At 59.6% G+C, this 20,114-nt stretch carries 21 protein-coding genes; 18 read left to right on the top strand and 3 right to left on the bottom strand.

All coding sequences use genetic code 11. The features are described from left to right. Positions 1–6 precede the first annotated feature (6 nt). Entirely contained in the window at positions 7–978 is a 972-nt protein-coding gene (locus GJ700_RS03565; protein ID WP_154371279.1) for a branched-chain amino acid ABC transporter permease, read from the top strand. 69 nt (positions 979–1,047) lie between these two features. After that, positions 1,048–3,126, top strand: coding sequence for a 3-hydroxybutyrate oligomer hydrolase family protein (locus tag GJ700_RS03560; RefSeq protein WP_154371278.1), 2,079 nt, complete (start codon positions 1,048–1,050; stop codon positions 3,124–3,126). Between the two features lie 194 nt (positions 3,127–3,320). On the opposite strand, the gene GJ700_RS03555 is transcribed toward GJ700_RS03560, so the two are convergent. Beyond that, complete coding sequence (locus GJ700_RS03555) at positions 3,321–4,481, bottom strand: iron-containing alcohol dehydrogenase (protein ID WP_154371277.1); 1,161 nt, start codon at positions 4,479–4,481, stop codon at positions 3,321–3,323. A 175-nt stretch (positions 4,482–4,656) separates the two neighbouring features. Here GJ700_RS03555 and GJ700_RS03550 point away from each other — a divergent pair, with 175 nt between their 5' ends. The 16 genes from GJ700_RS03550 to GJ700_RS03475 all read left to right on the top strand — a co-directional run bounded on the left by GJ700_RS03550 (position 4,657) and on the right by GJ700_RS03475 (position 19,176). Then, complete coding sequence (locus GJ700_RS03550) at positions 4,657–5,421, top strand: sulfite exporter TauE/SafE family protein (RefSeq protein WP_154371276.1); 765 nt, start codon at positions 4,657–4,659, stop codon at positions 5,419–5,421. Positions 5,422–5,656: 235 nt separating this feature from the next. After that, positions 5,657–7,606: a tRNA uridine-5-carboxymethylaminomethyl(34) synthesis enzyme MnmG gene (gene mnmG / locus GJ700_RS03545; RefSeq protein WP_154371275.1), complete on the top strand. Its 1,950-nt coding sequence runs from the start codon at positions 5,657–5,659 to the stop codon at positions 7,604–7,606. Then, complete coding sequence (rsmG, locus tag GJ700_RS03540; protein ID WP_154371274.1) at positions 7,606–8,250, top strand: 16S rRNA (guanine(527)-N(7))-methyltransferase RsmG; 645 nt, start codon at positions 7,606–7,608, stop codon at positions 8,248–8,250. The genes mnmG and rsmG overlap by 1 nt, the downstream gene beginning before the upstream one ends. A 116-nt stretch (positions 8,251–8,366) precedes the next feature. Continuing rightward, a complete protein-coding gene (locus GJ700_RS03535; RefSeq protein WP_154371273.1) occupies positions 8,367–9,137 on the top strand; it encodes a ParA family protein in 771 nt (256 codons plus the stop codon). A 9-nt stretch (positions 9,138–9,146) separates the two neighbouring features. Further along, on the top strand, positions 9,147–10,058 hold the full coding sequence (locus tag GJ700_RS03530) for a ParB/RepB/Spo0J family partition protein (RefSeq protein WP_154371272.1): 912 nt from the start codon (positions 9,147–9,149) through the stop codon (positions 10,056–10,058). Between the two features lie 468 nt (positions 10,059–10,526). Next, positions 10,527–10,895 (top strand): ATP synthase subunit I, encoded by a 369-nt coding sequence (locus tag GJ700_RS03525; RefSeq protein WP_371867809.1) that lies wholly within the window; start codon positions 10,527–10,529, stop codon positions 10,893–10,895. Between the two features lie 21 nt (positions 10,896–10,916). Continuing rightward, positions 10,917–11,729: a F0F1 ATP synthase subunit A gene (gene atpB, locus GJ700_RS03520; RefSeq protein ID WP_154371271.1), complete on the top strand. Its 813-nt coding sequence runs from the start codon at positions 10,917–10,919 to the stop codon at positions 11,727–11,729. 62 nt (positions 11,730–11,791) lie between these two features. Further along, entirely contained in the window at positions 11,792–12,073 is a 282-nt protein-coding gene (gene atpE, locus GJ700_RS03515) for a F0F1 ATP synthase subunit C (RefSeq protein ID WP_057262244.1), read from the top strand. Positions 12,074–12,111: 38 nt separating this feature from the next. Beyond that, positions 12,112–12,582: a F0F1 ATP synthase subunit B gene (locus GJ700_RS03510; protein WP_154371270.1), complete on the top strand. Its 471-nt coding sequence runs from the start codon at positions 12,112–12,114 to the stop codon at positions 12,580–12,582. Between the two features lie 2 nt (positions 12,583–12,584). After that, positions 12,585–13,118, top strand: coding sequence for a F0F1 ATP synthase subunit delta (locus GJ700_RS03505; protein WP_154371269.1), 534 nt, complete (start codon positions 12,585–12,587; stop codon positions 13,116–13,118). Between the two features lie 73 nt (positions 13,119–13,191). Further along, positions 13,192–14,733 carry a F0F1 ATP synthase subunit alpha gene (gene atpA, locus GJ700_RS03500; protein ID WP_154371268.1) on the top strand — a complete coding sequence of 514 codons (1,542 nt, stop codon included), beginning with the start codon at positions 13,192–13,194 and terminating at the stop codon, positions 14,731–14,733. 56 nt (positions 14,734–14,789) lie between these two features. Then, complete coding sequence (gene atpG, locus GJ700_RS03495) at positions 14,790–15,665, top strand: F0F1 ATP synthase subunit gamma (protein WP_154371267.1); 876 nt, start codon at positions 14,790–14,792, stop codon at positions 15,663–15,665. A 30-nt stretch (positions 15,666–15,695) separates the two neighbouring features. Continuing rightward, entirely contained in the window at positions 15,696–17,096 is a 1,401-nt protein-coding gene (gene atpD, locus GJ700_RS03490; RefSeq protein ID WP_154371266.1) for a F0F1 ATP synthase subunit beta, read from the top strand. A gap of 61 nt (positions 17,097–17,157) precedes the next feature. Then, a complete protein-coding gene (locus GJ700_RS03485; RefSeq protein ID WP_154371265.1) occupies positions 17,158–17,583 on the top strand; it encodes a F0F1 ATP synthase subunit epsilon in 426 nt (141 codons plus the stop codon). A gap of 130 nt (positions 17,584–17,713) precedes the next feature. After that, entirely contained in the window at positions 17,714–18,691 is a 978-nt protein-coding gene (locus GJ700_RS03480) for a hypothetical protein (protein WP_154371264.1), read from the top strand. A 59-nt stretch (positions 18,692–18,750) separates the two neighbouring features. Continuing rightward, positions 18,751–19,176: a F0F1 ATP synthase subunit epsilon gene (locus GJ700_RS03475; protein ID WP_154371263.1), complete on the top strand. Its 426-nt coding sequence runs from the start codon at positions 18,751–18,753 to the stop codon at positions 19,174–19,176. On the opposite strand, the gene GJ700_RS03470 is transcribed toward GJ700_RS03475, so the two are convergent. Both GJ700_RS03470 and GJ700_RS03465 read right to left on the bottom strand, forming a co-directional pair. Further along, entirely contained in the window at positions 19,177–19,731 is a 555-nt protein-coding gene (locus GJ700_RS03470) for a hypothetical protein (RefSeq protein ID WP_154371262.1), read from the bottom strand. Between the two features lie 13 nt (positions 19,732–19,744). Beyond that, positions 19,745–20,110, bottom strand: coding sequence for a VOC family protein (locus tag GJ700_RS03465; RefSeq protein WP_154371261.1), 366 nt, complete (start codon positions 20,108–20,110; stop codon positions 19,745–19,747). Positions 20,111–20,114: the final 4 nt, after the last annotated feature.

Raw genomic sequence — 20,114 nt, 5'->3', positions numbered from 1 at the left:
TCCCCGATGAACAAGAAAATCGGATATGGCATCGCCCTGGCGATCGCGCTGGCCGCACCGTTTGTCGGCTATCCCGTGTTCCTGATGAAGTTGCTGTGCTTTGCGCTGTTCGCCTGCGCTTTCAACTTGCTGATCGGTTTTACCGGCTTGCTGTCGTTCGGCCACGCGGCGTTCTTCGGCGGCGCCGGTTACGCGGCGGGCTATGCGCTGAAGGAATTGCACTGGCCGTTCGAGCTGGGTTTGCTGGCCGGCGTGCTGGGCGCGGCGCTGATCGGCCTGGTCATGGGGGCGCTGGCGATCCGCCGCCAGGGCATTTACTTTTCCATGATCACCCTGGCGCTGGCCCAGCTGGTGTACTTCGGCGCGCTGCGGGCGCCGTTCACGGGCGGTGAAGATGGGTTGCAGAGTGTTCCACGTGGAACATTGCTGGGCATGGTCGACCTGTCGCAAGACTTGACGCTGTATTACGTGGTGCTGGCGATTTTCGTGGCGGGATTCGCGCTGATCGTGCGCACCGTGCATTCGCCATTCGGCCAGGTATTGAAAGCCATCAAGGAAAACGAGCCGCGCGCGATTTCGCTGGGCTACGACGTCGACAAATACAAGCTGATGGCGTTCGTCCTGTCGGCGGGGCTGGCGGGGCTGGCGGGCGCCACGAAAACCGTGGTGCTGGGTTTTGAAACACTGACGGACGTGCACTGGGCCATGTCCGGGCTGGTAATCCTGATGACCCTGGTCGGCGGCATGGGCACCCTGGCCGGACCGATCCTGGGATCGATGCTGATCATCATGCTGGAAAACAAATTGGGCGACATTGGAACGTTCCTGGGCAGCAGTACGGGGATTGCCTGGTTCAACACATTGGGTGAAGCGGTGAGCATGGTGACGGGATTGATATTCGTTGCGTGCGTGCTGCTGTTCCGCAAAGGCATTGTCGGGGAGGTGGTGGATCGCGTGGGGCGGCGAAAGCCAGCCTGACCCGCTTACGAACACGCCGGCGCAGTCCGGCGTTTTTTTTGGCTATCAACAGAAAACTAAGGAGATCGCATGAACCAAACTTTGAAATTGACGGTGCTCGCTTCCAGCCTGGCCGCCTGCGGCATGCTGGCCGGTTGCGGCGACAGTGGCAACGGTCCGGAAGACTTGAATATCATTCCGTCGTACCTGGGGACCGTCACGGTCACCAACTATGACGGACAGAGCGACGACTTGCTGACGGCGGGCCTGGGCAAGACCGGGCTGGCGGCGGCCGCGGCGCCCGCCTACGTGGACCCGCGCAATCCCACCGCCGCGGAATTGCGCCGCAACGCCATCTTCGCCAATTACCGCGCCGTGCTCGATATTGCCGCCAACAGCGGCTATGGCACCTTGTATGGCCCCAACGTGAATGCGGCCGGGCTTGCCACCGCCGGCGAAGGCAAAGTCGCGGGCGCCGAATACATCGCGTATGCGGATGACGGCAGCGGCCGCATGAACGTGACGTTGATGGTGCAGGTGCCGGGCTCGTTCGATCCCGCCAACCCGTGCATCGTGACAGGCACGTCCAGCGGCTCGCGCGGCATTTATGGCGCGATCGGCAGCGCCGGCGAATGGGGGCTGAAAAACAATTGCGCGGTGGCGTATGCGGACAAGGGTAGCGGCACCGGCCTGTACACGTTTGACGATGACAGCGTGAACTTGCAAAACGGCGTGCGCGCCACGCGCACGGCAGCCGGCAAGAACGCCAATTTCGCGCCCGTATTGACGGATGCGGAGCGCGCCACCTACAACACCACATACCCGGGCCGGGTGGCGTTCAAGCATGCGCACTCGCAACTGAATCCGGAAAAGGATTGGGGCAAGGTGACGCTGCAGGCGGTGGAGTTCGCGTACTACGTGCTCAATGAACGCTTCGGCACGCTGGCCTCCGACGGCAAGCGCCACCTGGTGCGCTTCACGCCGAAGAACACGGTGGCGATCGCGTCCAGCATTTCCAATGGCGCCGGCTCGGCCTTGCTGGCGGCGGAACAGGACACCAAGGGCTTGATCAGCGGCGTGGCCGCCACCGAGCCGCAAATCCAGCCGAAGACCGCCAGTGGCTACACGGTGCGGCAGGGCGGCGCACCGGTGACGGCGCAGGGCAAGCCGCTGTTTGACTATTCGACGTATGCGGCGCTGTACCAGCCGTGCGCGGCGGGCGGCGCGGCCAGCGTGGGACGCTGCACGTCGCTGGTGGCGAAAGGGCTATTGACGGGCGCCAGTGCGGCGGACCAGCAAGCCAACGCATTGGCCAAGCTCAAGGCCTATGGCTGGACCGTCGACGCGGAACCGCTGCAGGGGTTGCACGCGGGGACGAATATCCTGGTGGCCGTCACCTACGCGTACGCATACGGCAAGTTCTCCGTGACGGACAAAGTGTGCGGCTTCAGCTTCGCGCCGACCGATGCGGCCACCGGCGCCGTCGTTCCCTTCACGGCGGAACAAAAGGCGGCCAGCTTTGCCACGCAAAACGGTATCGTCGGCAACGTCGTGTATGAAGACGGCACCAATGGCGCGCGCCAGTATGCGTTCGGCATTTCCGCCTCCACCGGTGTGGCGGACCAGTCGCTCGACGGTTTCCTGTGCCTGCGTGCGCTGGCGACCGGCAGCGATCCCGTCACGGGCGGCGCGCTGAGCGCGGCGCTGGCGGCGCAAAGCGACCGGGTGCGGGCGGGTATCGCGGAAGTGCAGGCCACGGGGAATTTGAAGGGCAAGCCGGCGGTGATCGTGTCCGGCCGCAGCGATGCGCTGATTCCCGTCAACCATGCGGCGCGCGCCTACCTGGGCTTGAACGCGGTGGCGGAGGGCAGCGCAAGCAAGCTGCGCTACATCGAAGTCACCAACGCCAACCACTTCGATTCGTTCAGCAATGCATTGCCGACGGTGATCGTGCCGCTGCACGTCTACCTGTTCCGCGCACTCGACGCCGTCTACGCCAACGCGAAAAACAGCACGACGTCGCCGCTGCCGCCTTCGCAAGTGGTGCGCACCACGACGCGCGCCAGCAACCTGGTGCCGATCACGGCGGCGAACCTGCCAGCCATCTCGGCCAGCCCGGGCGCCAATGCGATCAATGTGTCGGGCACGGCGGTCGACGTCCCCAACTGACCTCGATGACTGAAGCAACCTGAGCGGCAAGCCATTGCCGCTTAGAAAAAAAGTGCCAGGGACTTAAATTCCTCTCGGAAGTCCCTGGCACTTTTTTGCATTTGGGACAGACTGGTTTACAGCTGTTTTGGGGCGTTTAATCGCTGTGGACAGGGAAAGTCACCAGTTCCGTCAGAAAACGGCTGTAAAGCCTGCTAAAAGGCTGCGGCGTAGATGGCGCGCGCATCAGCCCGGGTCACATCGCGCGGATTATTTCCCAGCAAGCGGGTTTGCAGCATGGCGTCGTCCGCCAGGCGGTCGAGGTCGGCCTCGGTGATACCGACTTGCTGCAGTGTGCGTTCGATGCCGGTCGCGGCCGCCATCTGCTCCATCGCGACCGCCAGCGCTTCCGCGCGGGCTTCCATGCTGCCGCTGGCGTGCGGCACGACGATGCCGGCCAGTTCCGCATACAGCGCGCTGGCGGCCGGCGCATTGAAGCGCAGCACGTGCGGCAATACCAGGGAATTCGACAAGCCGTGCGGCACGTGGAAAATGCCGCCGATCGGATAGGCCAGTGCATGCACGGCCGCGACCGGGGCGTTGGCGAAGGCCTGGCCCGCCAGCAAGGCGCCCAGCAGCATGGACTGGCGGGCCGCCAGGTCGCCGCCGTGTTCGCACACGCGCAGCAGGTTGGCCGACAGCAGTGTCAACGCCTGGCGGGCCAGCATGTCCGACAGCGGATTTTTCTTGTGGCGGCTGGTATAGGCTTCGATCGCGTGCACCATGGCGTCGATGCCGGTGGCGGCCGTGACGGCCGGCGGCAGGCCCACCGTGAGTTCGGCATCCAGCACCGCCAGGTCCGCATACAGCTGCGGCGCCACCACGCCCATCTTCGTGGTTTCGCCCGTGGTGACAATGGCAATGTTGGTGACTTCCGATCCCGTGCCCGCCGTGGTCGGCACCTGCACCAGCGGCAGGCGCTCGCCCCGCACGTTGCCGATGCCATAAATCTGCGCCAGCGGTTGCGCATTCTCCACCGCCAGTACGGCTATCAGCTTGGCCACATCCATCGAACTGCCGCCACCCAGCCCAATGACGATATCGGCGCCGAATTCACGGGCCGCCGCCACGGCGGCCAGCACGATGGCTTCCGGCGGATCGGCCACGACATCGGCATGGATTTTCACGTGGAACCCGGCCGCTTCCAGGCTGGCTGCCGGCGCCTGTACCAGGCCGGTTCGCAGGAAGCCGGGATCCGTCACCAGCAAGGCGCGGTTGGCGGACGGGAAGCGGTTGCGCACGTGCGCCCCCAGATTGCGGGCCGCGCCCAGTTCTGAAACCAGGTGCGCAACGGTGCTGAAGGCGAAGTCATTCATGCTCGGGTACCGGGAAGTGTCGGGCGTTCCAGATTACACCGGCGCCATATCGCCTGCAATCTCCAAGTCGGCCGATGGCGGGAAGCCGATGCGTAATGCTGCGGAAGCAGTCCACCACCGGGTTCCGTACAATGGCGGCTTCGCTTTATTTGGAGGCCGCATAAGCGGCAGTAACATGGTTGATTATTTGACGCTGGGCGTCGCCGCGTTCGCAGCAGGGCTGGTGGACGCGGTAGTCGGGGGCGGGGGGCTGATCCAGATTCCCGCGATTTTTTCCGTCTTCAGCACGACGGCGCCGGCCACCTTGCTGGGGACAAATAAACTGGCGTCGGTGTTCGGCACGTCCGCGGCCGCCGTCAATTACGCGCGCCGCGTGCGCATCGCCTGGTCGACCGCCGCGCCGGCATCGATGGCCGCGCTGGTGTTTGCCTTCATCGGCGCCTACACCGTGACAAAGATTCCGCCCGACTTCCTGCGTTCGCTGTTGCCGCTGGTATTGATCGCGGTGGCGGTCTACACCTTCAAGCGCAAAGACCTGGGCAGCGTGCATGCGCCGCTGTTTGCCGGTTTCCAGGAAAAGGCCTGGGCCATCGGCATCGGCTCGCTGATTGGTTTTTATGACGGCTTCTTCGGTCCCGGCACTGGCAGCTTCCTGGTGTTCCTGTTCGTGCGGTTCTTCGGCTTTGATTTCCTGTCCGCGTCGGCCGTGGCGAAGATCGTCAACGTCGCGTGCAATATTGCCGCGCTGGCCTGGTTTGGGTGGAGCGGCCATTTGATCTGGCAACTGGGTTTGATGATGGCGGTGTGCAACGTGGCGGGGTCGCTGGTTGGCACCAAACTGGCGCTGAAGCATGGCAGTGGTTTCGTGCGTCGGCTGTTCCTGGTGGTGGTGTCGGTCTTGATCGTGAAGACCTCGTACGATGCGTGGGCACGCTGGTGATTTGTTCCACGTGAAACAATCCGGGACATGAGAGGAGGGACGCTGCGGCGTCCCTTTTTCATGCGCGCCGGCGCGCAAATTGTTCCACGTGGAACATCGGCACACGGCCCTGAAGTTGTTTCACGTGGAACAATTGCGACCTGAAATCTGCTGTTTCACGTGCTTAAAAAATTCGCAGCACTTAAAACCCTCTATAATCGGGGTTCAATTCTTCGCTTTTCTCACATTCCCAAACATGTTATTTCCAACTGAATTCGACGTGATCGTCGTGGGTGGCGGCCATGCCGGCACCGAAGCGGCGCTGGCTGCGGCCCGTATGGGCCAGAAAACGCTGCTGCTGACGCACAACATCGAAACCCTCGGCCAGATGTCCTGCAACCCGTCCATCGGCGGCATCGGCAAGGGCCACCTGGTCAAAGAAGTCGACGCCATGGGCGGCGCCATGGCGATTGCCACGGATGAATCCGGTATCCAGTTCCGTATTTTGAACTCGTCCAAAGGCCCTGCCGTGCGCGCCACCCGCGCCCAGGCCGACCGAATACTTTACAAACAGGCAATACGTTCCCGCCTGGAAAACCAGCCGAACCTGTGGCTGTTCCAGCAAGCCGTCGACGATTTGATGGTGGAAGGCGACCGCGTGGTCGGCGCCGTGACGCAGATCGGCTTGAAATTCCTGGCCCCCGCTGTGGTATTGACGGCCGGTACTTTCCTGGATGGCAAGATCCACGTGGGCCTGCAAAACTACTCGGCCGGCCGCGCCGGCGACCCGCCCGCGATCTCGCTGTCGGCACGTTTGAAGGAGTTGAAGCTGCCGCAGGGCCGCCTGAAGACCGGGACGCCGCCGCGTATCGACGGCCGCAGCATCGACTTTTCCGCCATGACGGAACAGCCGGGCGACCTCGATCCGGTGCCCGTGTTTTCGTTCATGGGCAACACCGCCATGCACCCGAAACAGTTGCCGTGCTGGGTGACGCACACCAATGCGCAGACGCACGACATCATCCGTGGCGGCCTGGACCGCAGCCCCATGTACACCGGCGTGATCGAAGGCGTGGGCCCCCGTTATTGCCCGTCGATCGAAGACAAGATCCACCGTTTTTCCAGCAAGGAATCGCACCAGATTTTCCTGGAACCGGAAGGCTTGACCACCAACGAATTCTATCCAAACGGTATCTCCACCAGCCTGCCATTCGACGTTCAAATCAACCTGGTGCGCTCGATGAAAGGCCTGGAAAACGCGCATATCCTGCGTCCCGGCTATGCCATTGAATACGACTATTTCGACCCGCGCGGCCTGAAAGCATCGCTGGAAACCAAGGCGATCTCCGGCCTGTATTTCGCCGGCCAGATCAACGGCACCACGGGCTACGAAGAAGCCGCCGCGCAGGGTATGCTGGCCGGTATCAACGCGGCATTGCAGACGCAGGGCCGCGAAGCGTGGACCCCGGCGCGCTCGGAAGCGTACCTGGGCGTGATGGTCGACGACCTCGTCACGCAGGGTGTAATGGAACCGTACCGCATGTTCACCAGCCGCGCCGAGTACCGCCTGAGCCTGCGAGAAGACAATGCCGACATGCGCCTGACGGAGATCGGCCGCAAGCTGGGCTGCGTGGGCGACGCGCAATGGGAAGCGTTCGAGCGCAAGCGCGAAGCCGTGGCGCTGGAGCTGGAGCGCCTGCGTTCCACGTGGGTGAACCCGCGCATCCTGGCCGCCGCCGAGTCGGAACGGGTGATCGGCCAGGCCATCGAACGCGAGTACAACCTGGCGGATTTGTTGCGCCGCCCGGGCGTGGTGTACGACAAGCTGATGACGCTGGAAGGCGTCGAAGGGCAGGCGCTGGCCGGTCCCGGCGTGGAAGATGAAGCCGTGCGCGAGCAGGTGGAAATCACGCTGAAATACTCGGGCTACATCGAGCGCCAGAGCAAGGAAGTGGAGCGCCACGAGCACTATGAAAACCTGAAACTGCCGGACGGCGTCGACTACATGCAGATCACCGCGCTGTCGATGGAAGTGCGCCAGAAACTCGCGAAAAACCTGCCGGAAACCCTGGGCCAGGCGTCGCGTATTTCCGGCGTCACGCCGGCCGCGATTTCGCTGCTGCTGGTGCACCTGAAAAAGGCCGGCTATGGCGCGTTTGGCGGTGCGTCCGGCGCCAAGGCCGCCGAGCAGGAAGGGGCGGCGTAATGAAGTTTTTCGACCGGGCAGCACTGGCCGAAGTGTTGAAAAATGGCGCAAATGAACTAAAACTGGAGTTGTCCCCTGCGCAGCACGAGCAATTGCTGGATTACCTGGCGCTGCTCAACAAGTGGAACAGCGTCTACAACCTGACGTCGGTGCGCGATCCGATGCAGATGATGACCCTGCACTTGCTGGATTCGCTGGCCGCCGTGCCGGCCTTTGCCGGGGCGGCGAACGTGCTGGACGTGGGCGCGGGCGGCGGTTTACCGGGCATCGTGCTGGCCATTGCGCGGCCGGACATGAAGGTGTCGATGATCGACACCGTGCACAAGAAAACCGCCTTCCTGACGCAGGTGAAGGCGCAACTGGGCCTGGCCAACGTGACGGTGTACACGATGAAGGTGCAGGAACTGGCGGTGGCGCAGCTGTTCGACGTGATCACGTCGCGCGCCTTTGCCGACCTGTCCGATTTCGTGAACTGGTCGGGGCACCTGCTGGAAGAGGGCGGGCGTTTTATTGCCCTCAAAGGCACCGCCCCGGCGGACGAGCGCGAACGGCTGCCGGCGCCATGGCAAGTGACGGATTTGCAGCCCCTGCGGGTACCGGGGCTGGATGCGGAGCGCCACCTGGTGTTCATCAAAAAGGCTTGAAACGCCAATCGAAGTATACGGTATAAATCGTTTATACCGTATAAATCAAATAAACAATATAAACCGTTTATACCATATAAATCGTATAGCTCATTTGAGAGATAATAAGAAGATTCATGGCGAAAATTTTTTGCGTAGCAAACCAAAAGGGCGGCGTAGGCAAAACCACCACGACAGTCAACCTCGCCGCCGGCCTGGCCAAACTCAAGCAGCGCGTGCTGCTGGTTGACCTGGACCCGCAGGGCAACGCCACCATGGGCGCCGGCATCAACAAGGCCGGCCTGGCGGCCTCCACCTATGAAGTCATGCTGGGCACCGCAGACGTGGCCGGTGCGCGCCAGCGTTCGGAATCGGGCCGCTTCGACGTGCTGCCGTCGAACCGCGAACTGGCCGGCGCCGAAGTGGAAATGGTCGAGCTGGACAACCGCGAGCGCCGCCTGAAGGATGCGCTGGCCGCCGTCGACAAGGAATACGACTTCGTGCTGATCGATTGCCCGCCGGCGCTGTCGCTGCTGACCCTGAACGGCCTGTGCGCCGCCAACGGCGTGATCATCCCGATGCAGTGCGAGTACTACGCGCTGGAAGGCTTGTCGGACCTGGTCAACACCATCAAGAAAGTGCACGCCAACCTGAACCCGGACTTGAAGATCATTGGCCTGCTGCGTGTGATGTTCGATCCGCGCATGACGCTGTCGCAGCAAGTGTCGGCCCAGCTGGAACAGCATTTCGGCGACAAAGTGTTCAAGACCATCATCCCGCGCAATGTGCGGCTGGCCGAAGCGCCGTCTTATGGTATTCCGGGCGTCACGTTCGACCCCAGCTCCAAGGGCGCGCAAGCGTATATCGCTTTCGGCGCGGAAATGATCAAGCGCATCAAGAAAATGTAAGGACCCACAATGGCAACGAAGAAACTCAAAGGTCTGGGCCGCGGCCTGGACGCACTGCTGGGCGGCGACCTCGATCCGTCCAACCCGGCTTCCAACGCGGGCGGCGCCAACGGCCACACCACGCAGGAAATGTCCGTCACCGTGATGCAGCCGGGTAAATACCAGCCCCGCACCCGCATGGATGAAACGGGCCTGTCGGAACTGGCGGCCTCCATCAAGACCCAGGGCATCATGCAACCGATCCTGGTGCGCCCGGTGGGCAAATCCGGCGGCAAGATGAAATATGAAATCATTGCCGGCGAGCGCCGTTTCCGCGCCGCGCAAATGGCGGGCCTGGAACAGGTGCCGGTGCTGGTGCGCGACGTGGATGACCGCACGGCCGCCGCGATGGCGCTGATTGAAAATATCCAGCGCGAAGACTTGAATCCGCTGGAAGAGGCGCAGGGCATCAACCGCCTGATCAACGAATTCGACTTCACGCACGAACAGGCCGCCAACGCCGTGGGCCGTTCCCGTTCCGCCGTGTCGAACCTGCTGCGCCTGATGAACCTGGCCGGTCCGGTGCAAACCATGCTGATGGCCGGCGATATCGACATGGGCCACGCCCGTGCGCTGCTGGCGGTCGATGCCGCGACGCAAATTACGCTGGCCAACCTCGTCATTGCCAAGCGCCTGTCCGTGCGCGAGACGGAAAAGCTGGTGCAGCGCACGGTGGAAGAAGCGGCGGGAACGGCGGAACAGCGTCCCGTACGGGAAAAGTCCGGCGACATCCTGCGCCTGGAAGAAGAGTTGTCGGATTCGCTGGCGACCCCGGTGGTGTTCAAGATGGGCGCCAAAGGCAAGGGCCAGGTGGTGATCGACTTTGCCGACCTGGACGTCCTGGATGGGTTGCTGGCGCGCCTGCGCGGTACGCCGGCGTAACTTGCCGCTTAAAAAATCCGTACCGTAAAACTACGAGGCCCGTGATGATCCACATCACGGGCCTTTTTTACTGATCCATTCGAAATTTTCATGGATCGAAATAAGGTAAAAATTTGTATCAAGCTATCTAAAAAGCAACAAAATCACGTAAATGACGATTTTCGTTGCCCTTTATATCAAAAATTATCTTTCTCTCAGGGAAACATCATCACGGAGAGTTATAACCATACTTGATATAAAACGCCGTCCATAAATGCTGCAGCAGATAACAAAATCACACGAAAATGCCCGCTGATAGCGCACACATGGAACGCTAAGTTGGTGCAACTCCTCTAAACCCGCTGCAAATCCGTCGCGTTCCGACAGCAAAACCACCCAAATCGGTGCATCTTCGTTTGACCGGATGGCGAAATTCCTAATATAATCCTGTGTCTTTAGTTGTATACGCTTTCTCTGGGAACCTGGCAAGTGAGTGATTTTACGCAAACCGTTGCCCGGCCCGTGTTTAAAGTAGTTGCCCTGCAGTTCACAATCGCCGTCTTTTTCTCGGCCGCCACCGGATTCTTTGGCAGCCATGCTAACGGCTGGTCTGCCGCCATCGGCGGAGCAATCGCGGTCATCGGAAGTCTGGTGTACGCGATTATTGTCATGCGCGGAACTAATGACGCGAAACAAGCTTTCCGCACGCATTTTCGTGCCGAAATGGTAAAGGTTTTGATAACAGCAGTGCTGTTTGCGAGTGCCCTCGTGTTGTTTTCGTCGGCCGCGACGGTTTGGCTGATTCTAGGATTTGCGGTGGCGACCCTGGCTTACTGGTTCGCGCTGCTAGCGGTTTAATTAACAAAATCTGACGACATTATGACCACTGAACACGGGGGCCACGCAGCCCCGGCTAACGCCACAGAGTATATTAAGCACCACCTGTCCCACCTGAACTCCGCCGGTGACGTCGTAACCCCGAACTCCATCAACCTGGATACGTTCTGGATTTCCGCCGCACTGGGCCTGGTTTTCCTGCTGATTTTCTCGCTGGCTGCCCGCCGCGCCACCTCCGGCGTTCCTGGCAAGCTGCAAAACTTCGTTGAATGGGTCATGGAACTCGTCAACGACACCGTCAATTCCGCCTTCCACGCCAAGAGCAACGTGATCGCCCCGCTGGCCATCACCATCTTCGTCTGGGTCTGGCTGATGAACGCGATGGACTTCCTGCCGGTGGACTTGCTGCCGAAAGTGCTGGAATTCTTCGGCGTCTACAAGCTGCGCGTGGTACCGACCGCTGACGTGAACCACACGTTCGGTATGTCGATCGGCGTCATGCTGTGCATCATCGGCTTCTCGATCAAAGCCAAGGGCGCAGGCGGCTGGACCAAAGAACTGTTTACTGCACCGTTCCACGCCCATGGCTTCGCCGCCATCGTGCTGGCCCCGGTGAACTTCATCTTCCAGATGCTGGAATTGCTGGCTAAACCAATTTCGCTGTCGCTGCGACTGTTCGGCAACATGTATGCCGGCGAACTGATTTTCATCCTGATCGCTCTGCTGCCATGGTGGGCACAGTGGCTGCTGGGTGGTCCATGGGCAATCTTCCACATTCTGATTGTAACTTTGCAAGCTTTTGTGTTTATGGCGTTGACGGTTGTGTATCTGGCCCTTGCGGTTGAGAAGCATTAATCAGCAACTTTTTAATTTTTGTAATTTTCGTATCTTTCGTTTTTTAAATTAGGAGAAATCTAATGCAAGCTCTGATCGCACAAGTACAAAGCATGACCGTTCTGGCCGTAGCAATCATCGTTGGCCTGGGCGCCATCGGTACCGCACTCGGCTTCGCTATCCTGGGCGGCAAGTTCCTGGAAGCTTCGGCACGTCAACCTGAACTGATGCCACAACTGCAAACCAAACTGTTCGTTATCGCTGGTCTGCTGGACGCGATCTCGATGATCGGCGTTGGTGTTGCTCTGCTGTTCACGTTCAACAACCCGTTCCTGACCGCTGTTCTCTCCGCTGCAGCACAGTAATAACCGCTCCAACAGGGGAAACTTTTTAGGAGCAAGGCATGAACATTAATATGTCGCTCATCGGCCAGATGATCACCTTCGCGGTGCTCGTATGGTTCTCGATGAAATTCGTCTTCCCGGCGCTGAACGGTGCGCTGGATGAGCGTGCCAAGCGTATCGCCGACGGTCTGGCTGCTGCCGACCAGGGTAAGGCTTCGATGGAAATCGCTGCAAAGCAATCCGCCCAAGCCTTGTCCACCGCCCGTGACGAAGCTGCACAGCTGGTGTCCGACGCGGAAAAGCGCGCGCAACTGGTAGCCGAAGAAATCAAGGCAAATGCCAAAGCTGAAGCCGAGCGCATCGTCGCTAACGCTAAAGCTGAAGCCGATCAGCAAATCACCCAGGCCCGCGAAGCACTGCGCGCCCAAGTGGCTGACCTGGCTGTCAAAGGCGCCGAGCAAATCCTGAAGCGCGAAGTCACCGCGTCGGCTCACGCCGACCTGTTGAATCGCCTGGCGACCGAGCTGTAATCATGGCTGAAATCGCAACCGTCGCCCGTCCTTACGCGGAAGCCCTCTTCCGCGTAGCTCAAGCTGGCAACCTCGCTGCGTGGTCCGACCTGGTGTCCGAAATGGCCCAGGTCGGCGGAAACGCCGATGTGCTGGCATACGCGCGCAATCCGAAAGTTTCGGATAGCGACATCGCCGCCACCATTCAATCTCTGCTGAAATCGCCGCTGACGCCGGAAGCGAACAACTTCCTGAATATGCTGCTGGCCAATGGCCGTATCGAATTGCTGCCGGAAATCGGCGCCCAGTTCGCCCTGTTGAAAAACAGCGCGGAAGGTGCAGCCGATGCCGACATTATCAGCGCATTCGAACTGAGCGCAGCACAGGTATCCGAGCTGGTAGCGACGCTGGAAAAGAAATTCAGCCGCAAGCTCAACCCGAACGTAACCGTGGACCCATCGCTGATCGGTGGTGTGCGTGTGGTAGTGGGTGACGAAGTGCTGGACACTTCGGTACGCGCCAAGCTGCAGCAGATGCGTACCGCCCTGACCTCGTAATCGTAGATCAGGCGGCAACGCCGGCAGACCACATACCCTCGCGCAAGCGGAGAGAAAACATTTAGGAGTTAGTATGCAACTCAACCCATCTGAAATCAGCGAGCTGATCAAGAGCCGGATTCAAGGCATTGATGGCGGCGCTGAAGTGCGCAATCAAGGCACCGTAATTTCCGTTGCCGACGGTATCTGCCGCATTCACGGTCTGTCCGATGTGATGCAAGGCGAGATGCTGGAGTTCCCTGGCAACACCTTCGGCCTGGCAATGAACCTGGAGCGTGACTCCGTCGGCGCCGTTATTCTGGGTGCTTACGAGCACATCTCGGAAGGCGACACCGTCAAGTGCACCGGCCGTATTCTGGAAGTGCCAGTCGGTCCTGAACTGCGCGGCCGCGTAGTTAACGCGCTGGGCCAGCCGATCGACGGCAAAGGTCCAGTTGAAGCCAAGCTGACCTCGCCAATCGAAAAGATCGCTCCGGGCGTTATTGCCCGTGAATCCGTGTCGCAGCCTATGCAGACCGGCCTGAAGTCGATCGACGCGATGGTACCAATCGGCCGTGGCCAGCGTGAGCTGATCATTGGCGACCGCCAGACCGGTAAATCGGCTGTGGCAGTCGACGCGATCATCAACCAAAAAGGTCAGGGCATGACGTGTATCTACGTCGCCATCGGCCAAAAAGCCTCGACCATTAAAAACATCGTGCGTTCCCTGGAACAGCACGGCGCGATGGAATACACCATCGTTGTTGCCGCGACCGCATCGGAATCGGCTGCAATGCAATACATCTCGGCCTACTCCGGTTGCACGATGGGTGAATACTTCCGTGACCGCGGTGAAGACGCGCTGATCGTCTACGATGACTTGTCGAAGCAAGCTGTTGCTTACCGTCAGATCTCGCTGCTGCTGCGCCGTCCACCAGGCCGTGAAGCGTACCCAGGCGACGTGTTCTACCTGCACTCCCGTCTGCTGGAACGCGCAGCCCGCGTGAACGCCGACTACGTGGAAGCCTTCACCGGCGGCGCCGTCAAAGGCAAGACCGGTTCGCTGACCGCCCTGCCGATCATTGAAACCCAGGCTGGCGACGTTTCCGCGTTCGTTCCAACCAACGTGATTTCGATTACCGACGGCCAGATCTTCCTGGAAACCTCGCTGTTCAACTCCGGTATCCGTCCTGCAATTAACGCAGGTATCTCGGTGTCCCGCGTTGGTGGTGCGGCTCAGACCAAGGTCATCAAGAACCTGTCCGGCGGTATCCGTACCGACTTGGCACAGTACCGTGAACTGGCTGCGTTCGCGCAGTTCGCTTCCGACCTGGACGAATCGACCCGTAAGCAGCTGGACCGCGGCGCCCGCGTGACGGAACTGCTGAAGCAGACCCAGTACTCGCCACTGTCGATCTCCCTGATGGGTGCATCGCTGTTCGCCGTGAACAAAGGCTACCTGGACGACGTGCCTGTGAAAAAAGTGCTGGCTTTCGAAGCCGGCCTGCACAGCCACCTGAAGACCAAGCAAGCAGCCCTGTTGGCCAAGATCGAAGAAAGCAAGCAACTGGACAAGGACGGCGAAGCTGCGCTGGCCGCTGCCATTGCTGATTTCAAGAAATCCGGCGCATTCTAAGCGGCTCAGCGGCTCCTGATGGAGCCGCTGTTCTGCGTACAAGGGAGTAAGGACTCATGGCAGTAGGCAAAGAGATACGTGGCAAGATCAAGAGCGTAGAGAATACGAAGAAGATCACCAAGGCGATGGAAATGGTCGCCGCATCGAAAATGCGCAAAGCGCAGGACCGCATGCGCGCCGCCCGTCCCTACAGTGACAAGGTTCGTAATATCGCCGCTAATCTGGCTTCCGCCAATCCGGAATACACGCACCCGTTCCTGGCAAGCGCCAAGGGCGACCAGGCCAAGAAAATTGGTTTCATCGTTGTCACGACCGACAAAGGTCTGTGCGGCGGTTTGAACACCAACGTCCTGCGCCAGGTGACGAACAAGGCCCGCGAGCTGGAAGCGCAGGGCAACAAGATTGAAGCGGTAGCAATCGGTAACAAAGGTTTGGGGTTCCTGAATCGCGTCGGCGTTTCTGTGGTTGCCCAGGCAACGCAGATCGGCGACACGCCGCACCTGGAAAAACTGATCGGACCTGTCAAGGTCGTGCTCGAGAAGTTCCAGGAAGGCAAGTTGGATGCCGTTTACCTGTGCTATACCAAGTTCATCAACACGATGAAGCAAGAGCCGATGGTGGAGCAGTTGCTGCCCCTGCCGGCTGACAAGATGAAGGCCGATGCGAATACCCACCAGTGGGATTACATCTACGAGCCTGATGCGCAAACCGTGATCGACGAACTGCTGGAGCGCTATATCGAAGCGCTGGTATACCAGGCAGTGGCGGAAAACCTGGCGTCCGAGCAATCGGCGCGCATGGTGGCAATGAAGGCCGCCAGCGACAACGCGGGTAGTGTGATTGGCGAATTGAAGCTGATCTACAACAAAACGCGCCAGGCAGCGATTACCAAAGAACTCTCCGAAATCGTTGCCGGTGCGGCGGCGGTTTAAACGAATTTAACTATATTTGAAGGAACGAACATGGCTGATGGCAAAATCGTTCAGTGTATCGGCGCGGTGGTGGACGTTGAGTTCCCACGCAACGCGATGCCTAAGGTTTTCGACGCCCTGAAGATGGAAGGCTCGGAACTGACCCTGGAAGTACAACAGCAGCTGGGTGACGGCGTGGTCCGTACCATTGCTCTGGGTTCGTCCGACGGTCTGCGTCGCGGCATGATGATCCAGAACACCGGCAAACCAATCATGGTGCCAGTGGGTAAAGCCACCCTGGGCCGTATTATGGACGTGCTGGGTAACCCGATCGACGAATGCGGTCCTGTTGCTCACGACCAACTGGCTTCGATCCACCGCGTGGCGCCTGCGTACGACGAACTGTCGCCATCGCAAGACCTGCTGGAAACCGGCATCAAGGTTATTGACCTGGTTTGCCCGTTCGCCAAAGGCGGTAAAGTGGGTCTGTTCGGTGGCGCCGGTGTGGGCAAGACCGTTAACATGATGGAACTGATCAACAACATCGCTAAAGCGCACTCGGGTCTGTCCGTGTTCGCCGGTGTGGGTGAGCGTACCCGTGAAGGTAACGACTTCTACCACGAGATGGCTGACGCCAAAGTGGTGGATCTGGAAAATCCAGAGAACTCCAAAGTGGCGATGGTGTACGGTCAGATGAATGAACCACCAGGCAACCGCCTGCGCGTGGCGCTGACCGGTCTGACCATGGCGGAAGCATTCCGTGACGAAGGCAAAGACGTTCTGTTCTTCGTGGACAACATCTACCGCTTCACGCTGGCCGGTACCGAAGTTTCCGCACTGCTGGGCCGTATGCCTTCCGCAGTGGGTTACCAGCCTACCCTGGCCGAAGAAATGGGCCGTCTGCAAGAGCGTATTACGTCGACCAAAACCGGCTCGATTACGTCGATCCAGGCCGTCTACGTTCCAGCGGATGACTTGACCGACCCATCGCCAGCGACCACCTTCGGTCACTTGGATTCGACCGTCGTTCTGTCCCGTGACATCGCTTCGCTGGGTATCTACCCTGCAGTGGACCCACTGGATTCGACCTCCCGCCAGCTGGACCCGCTGGTGGTTGGCCAGGAACACTACGAAACCGCACGCGCCGTACAGGGCACGCTGCAGCGCTACAAAGAACTGCGTGACATTATCGCGATTCTGGGTATGGACGAACTGGCGCCGGAAGACAAGCTGACCGTGGCACGCGCTCGTAAGATGCAGCGTTTCCTGTCGCAGCCATTCCACGTTGCTGAAGTGTTCACCGGCGCGCCTGGTAAATACGTTTCGCTGAAAGACACGATCAAGGGCTTCAAGATGATCGCTTCCGGCGAACTGGATCACCTGCCAGAACAAGCGTTCTACATGGTTGGCGCGATCGAAGAAGCAATCGAAAAAGCCAAGAAACTGGGTTAATTCCCGGTGAATTGGTGACGCTCCCGGCTGGCCGGGAGCGTTCAATCCCGATAGGACACACATGGCAAATACCATACACGTAGATGTGGTCTCCGCCGAAGAGCAAATCTTCGCTGGTGAAGCCACGTTCGTCGCGTTGCCAGGTGAACAGGGCGAGCTGGGTATCTACCCAAAGCACACGCCGCTGATCACCCGTATTCGTCCGGGTGCGGTGCGTATCCAGGTGGCTGGCCAGGCTGAAGACGAGTTCGTCTTTGTTGCCGGCGGTCTGCTGGAAGTGCAACCAAACTCCGTGACGGTACTGGCCGACACCGCGATCCGTGGCAAAGACCTGGATGAAGCCAAGGCCAACGCCGCCAAGAAACTGGCGGAAGAAGCCCTGGAAAACAGCACCGGTACGATGGACTACGCAACTGCGCAGGCCGAACTGGCTGCGGCGGTGGGCCAACTGGCCGCCATCGCCAAACTGCGTCAACTGCGCGGCTGATTTTCAGCGTTCGCAGGCAGTAAAAAAAAAGGCAGCTTCGGCTGCCTTTTTTGCGTCCTTGAAATTGCGTTTTTGACAATCCTGAATATGCTAAGGCACAATGTTGTTCCTTTTATAATCAGGAATCACCATGAAACGTTTGCTGCTGGCCGGCCTGTGCGCCGGACTGTTCCAGTTTGCCTTCGCCGCAGCGCCAACCGCGCCGGTGCGGGCAGTGCCTGAGATCAAGGTTATCAACCTTGCCAGCGATTATGCCGCCTTCTGGGACGCTACCCGCCACATGCCGGAAGGGGAGCGCATCGCAGCCTTCAAACAGCAGGTTGCCAGCCGTTTTCCCGAGTTTTATGGCATCGAGCGCTATGACGGCGATTTCACGCAGGCGCAGCAGGATGAACGCATCGCCCGCAGTTTCGTGAAATTCGAACCGATGCGTGCCGCCTACCAAGCCGTGGTCGGGCGGTTTTCAGCGCAGTTGCCGCGCCATATCGCCAGTTTTGCCACGGCCTTCCCGGATTTCCAGCCGACTGTGCCGACCTATCTGCTGCACTCGCTCAATGAAATGGATGGGGGCACCCGCACCTTCAATGGCAAAACGTACCTGATCCTTGGCGCCGACCGCATCGCCACGCTGCACGGCGAGGGCGACGCCGCGCCATTCTTCCATCACGAACTGTTCCATATTCACCATGAGGCCGCCATGGCCGCCTGCGACGGGCAGGGCATGTGGTTGCCACTGTGGCAGGAAGGGCTGGCCACCTATGTGTCCAAGGCGCTCAATCCGCAGGCAACGGAAGAGGACATGCTGCTGGAGTTTCCAGCCGGTAGCCTGCCGCTGACCAAGGCGCGCCTGTATGACTCGTTTGCACACCTGGACACCGTGCTGGACAACACGGATTACGCGAAACAGTATCCGCCGCTGTTCAATTCCGCGAAGGATGACACCGGCCTGGCGCCACGGCGCGGTTATTACCTTGGTTACCTGGTGGCGGCCGAGATTGCTAAATCGCGCGATTTGCAGGCGCTGGCGTCGCTCAGCTGTGACGACGCCAAACAACTGGTGCACGTGACCGTGGCGAAGTTGAAGCAGGCGAACCGGCCGGCACCGTGAATTTTCAGCCGTGGGGATGTTAGTATCGCAATTCGTTCATTTACCGCTACAGGAGCCCCATGGCCGCCACCTTGCACGTCGACGTCGTATCCGCCGAAGGGCAGTATTTTTCCGGTCCCGCCACATTTGTCGTGCTGCCGGGTGAACAGGGTGAATTAGGCATTTATCCGCGCCATACGCCGCTCATTACCCGTATCCGTCCCGGTGTAGTCCGTATTCAAAAGCCGGGCTCGGACGATGAGGAATTCCTGTTTGTGGCGGGCGGATTATTGGAAGTCCAGCCGGACAATATCACGGTGCTGGCCGATACCGTCATCCGCGGCAAAGACCTCGATGAAGCGCGCGCCAATGAGGCGCGCAAACTCGCGGAAGAGCAATTGGTCCAAAATACCGGCAAAATCGATTATGCGAAAGTGCAGGCGGAATTGGCGGTCGCCATTGCGCAATTGGCAGCCATCGCGCGCTGGCGTTCTAAGCATAATTGATTAACTGCACATGCCGTAAGTTTTACGGTCTTCAAAATACCGGTATGTAAATGTGCGTACCGGGTAACGTTCATTCTTGATTTTCATTGCGGGCAGCAGAAAATCAAAACGCTCGGGCAATTTTCCTTTGAAATGCAGGCGGAAACGGTATTGCGTGAAATCGGACGTCCCGATACCCGTCATTAATACCGGTACCTGTTCAATCACGTCGACCATTTCCGGCCGGCCTTCGGTGCCACGGCGATAAATCTTCACGATTTCCGCATTGGTTAATGGCGGCCCTTTCGGCGCCCCGATTTTAAATGCGCGGCTGGTGAATTGCGCCATCACGCCGCGCGGCACCAGGTAAATCACATTGATTTCCACGCCGCCGTCGGGCAGCGCATTAGGTGGCGTTGCCGTTACCGTGATGTTTTCAGGCAATTTAAACGTGGAACCGTCTTCCCATTTCGTGCATTCCGGCGTCACTGCCTGGTACAGTTGTTCGGGCTGGTAATCGTTGCCGCAAGCGGCGAGGGTCAGCAATAAAGCAAGCGGCGTAAAACGACGCATCATTCCTTGGTTCCTTTCAGCGTTTTTCTTCCATCAGCGCCAGTAAATGGCCATCCGGGTCGCGGAAAAACGCCATCCATAATTCGTGATCCGGCATTTTCGCAATCAAATGCGGATCGCCATCAAATTCCACGCCCCGGGCTTTTAATATGCCCGCCATGGCTTCAATTTGTTCCACGTAAAAATAATGGCAAACTCCCGCGCCAGGCTGCACAGTTTTGGGCGTGCCTTCCAGCATCAACCTGACACCGGCGCAATCAAAAAACACGAGGTCGCCATAACGGAACAGCTTATTGAGTCCCAGCGCGCCGCCATAAAATGCTTCCGCCCGGTTGGCGTCGGAAACTGGCAGGGCAATCTGGCCGATGCGGGATAAAGCCATGGGG

The organism is Pseudoduganella rivuli, assembly GCF_009674485.1.
GTDB lineage: Bacteria > Pseudomonadota > Gammaproteobacteria > Burkholderiales > Burkholderiaceae_D > Rugamonas > Rugamonas rivuli_B.
This window is presented reverse-complemented; position numbering and strand designations above follow the sequence as displayed.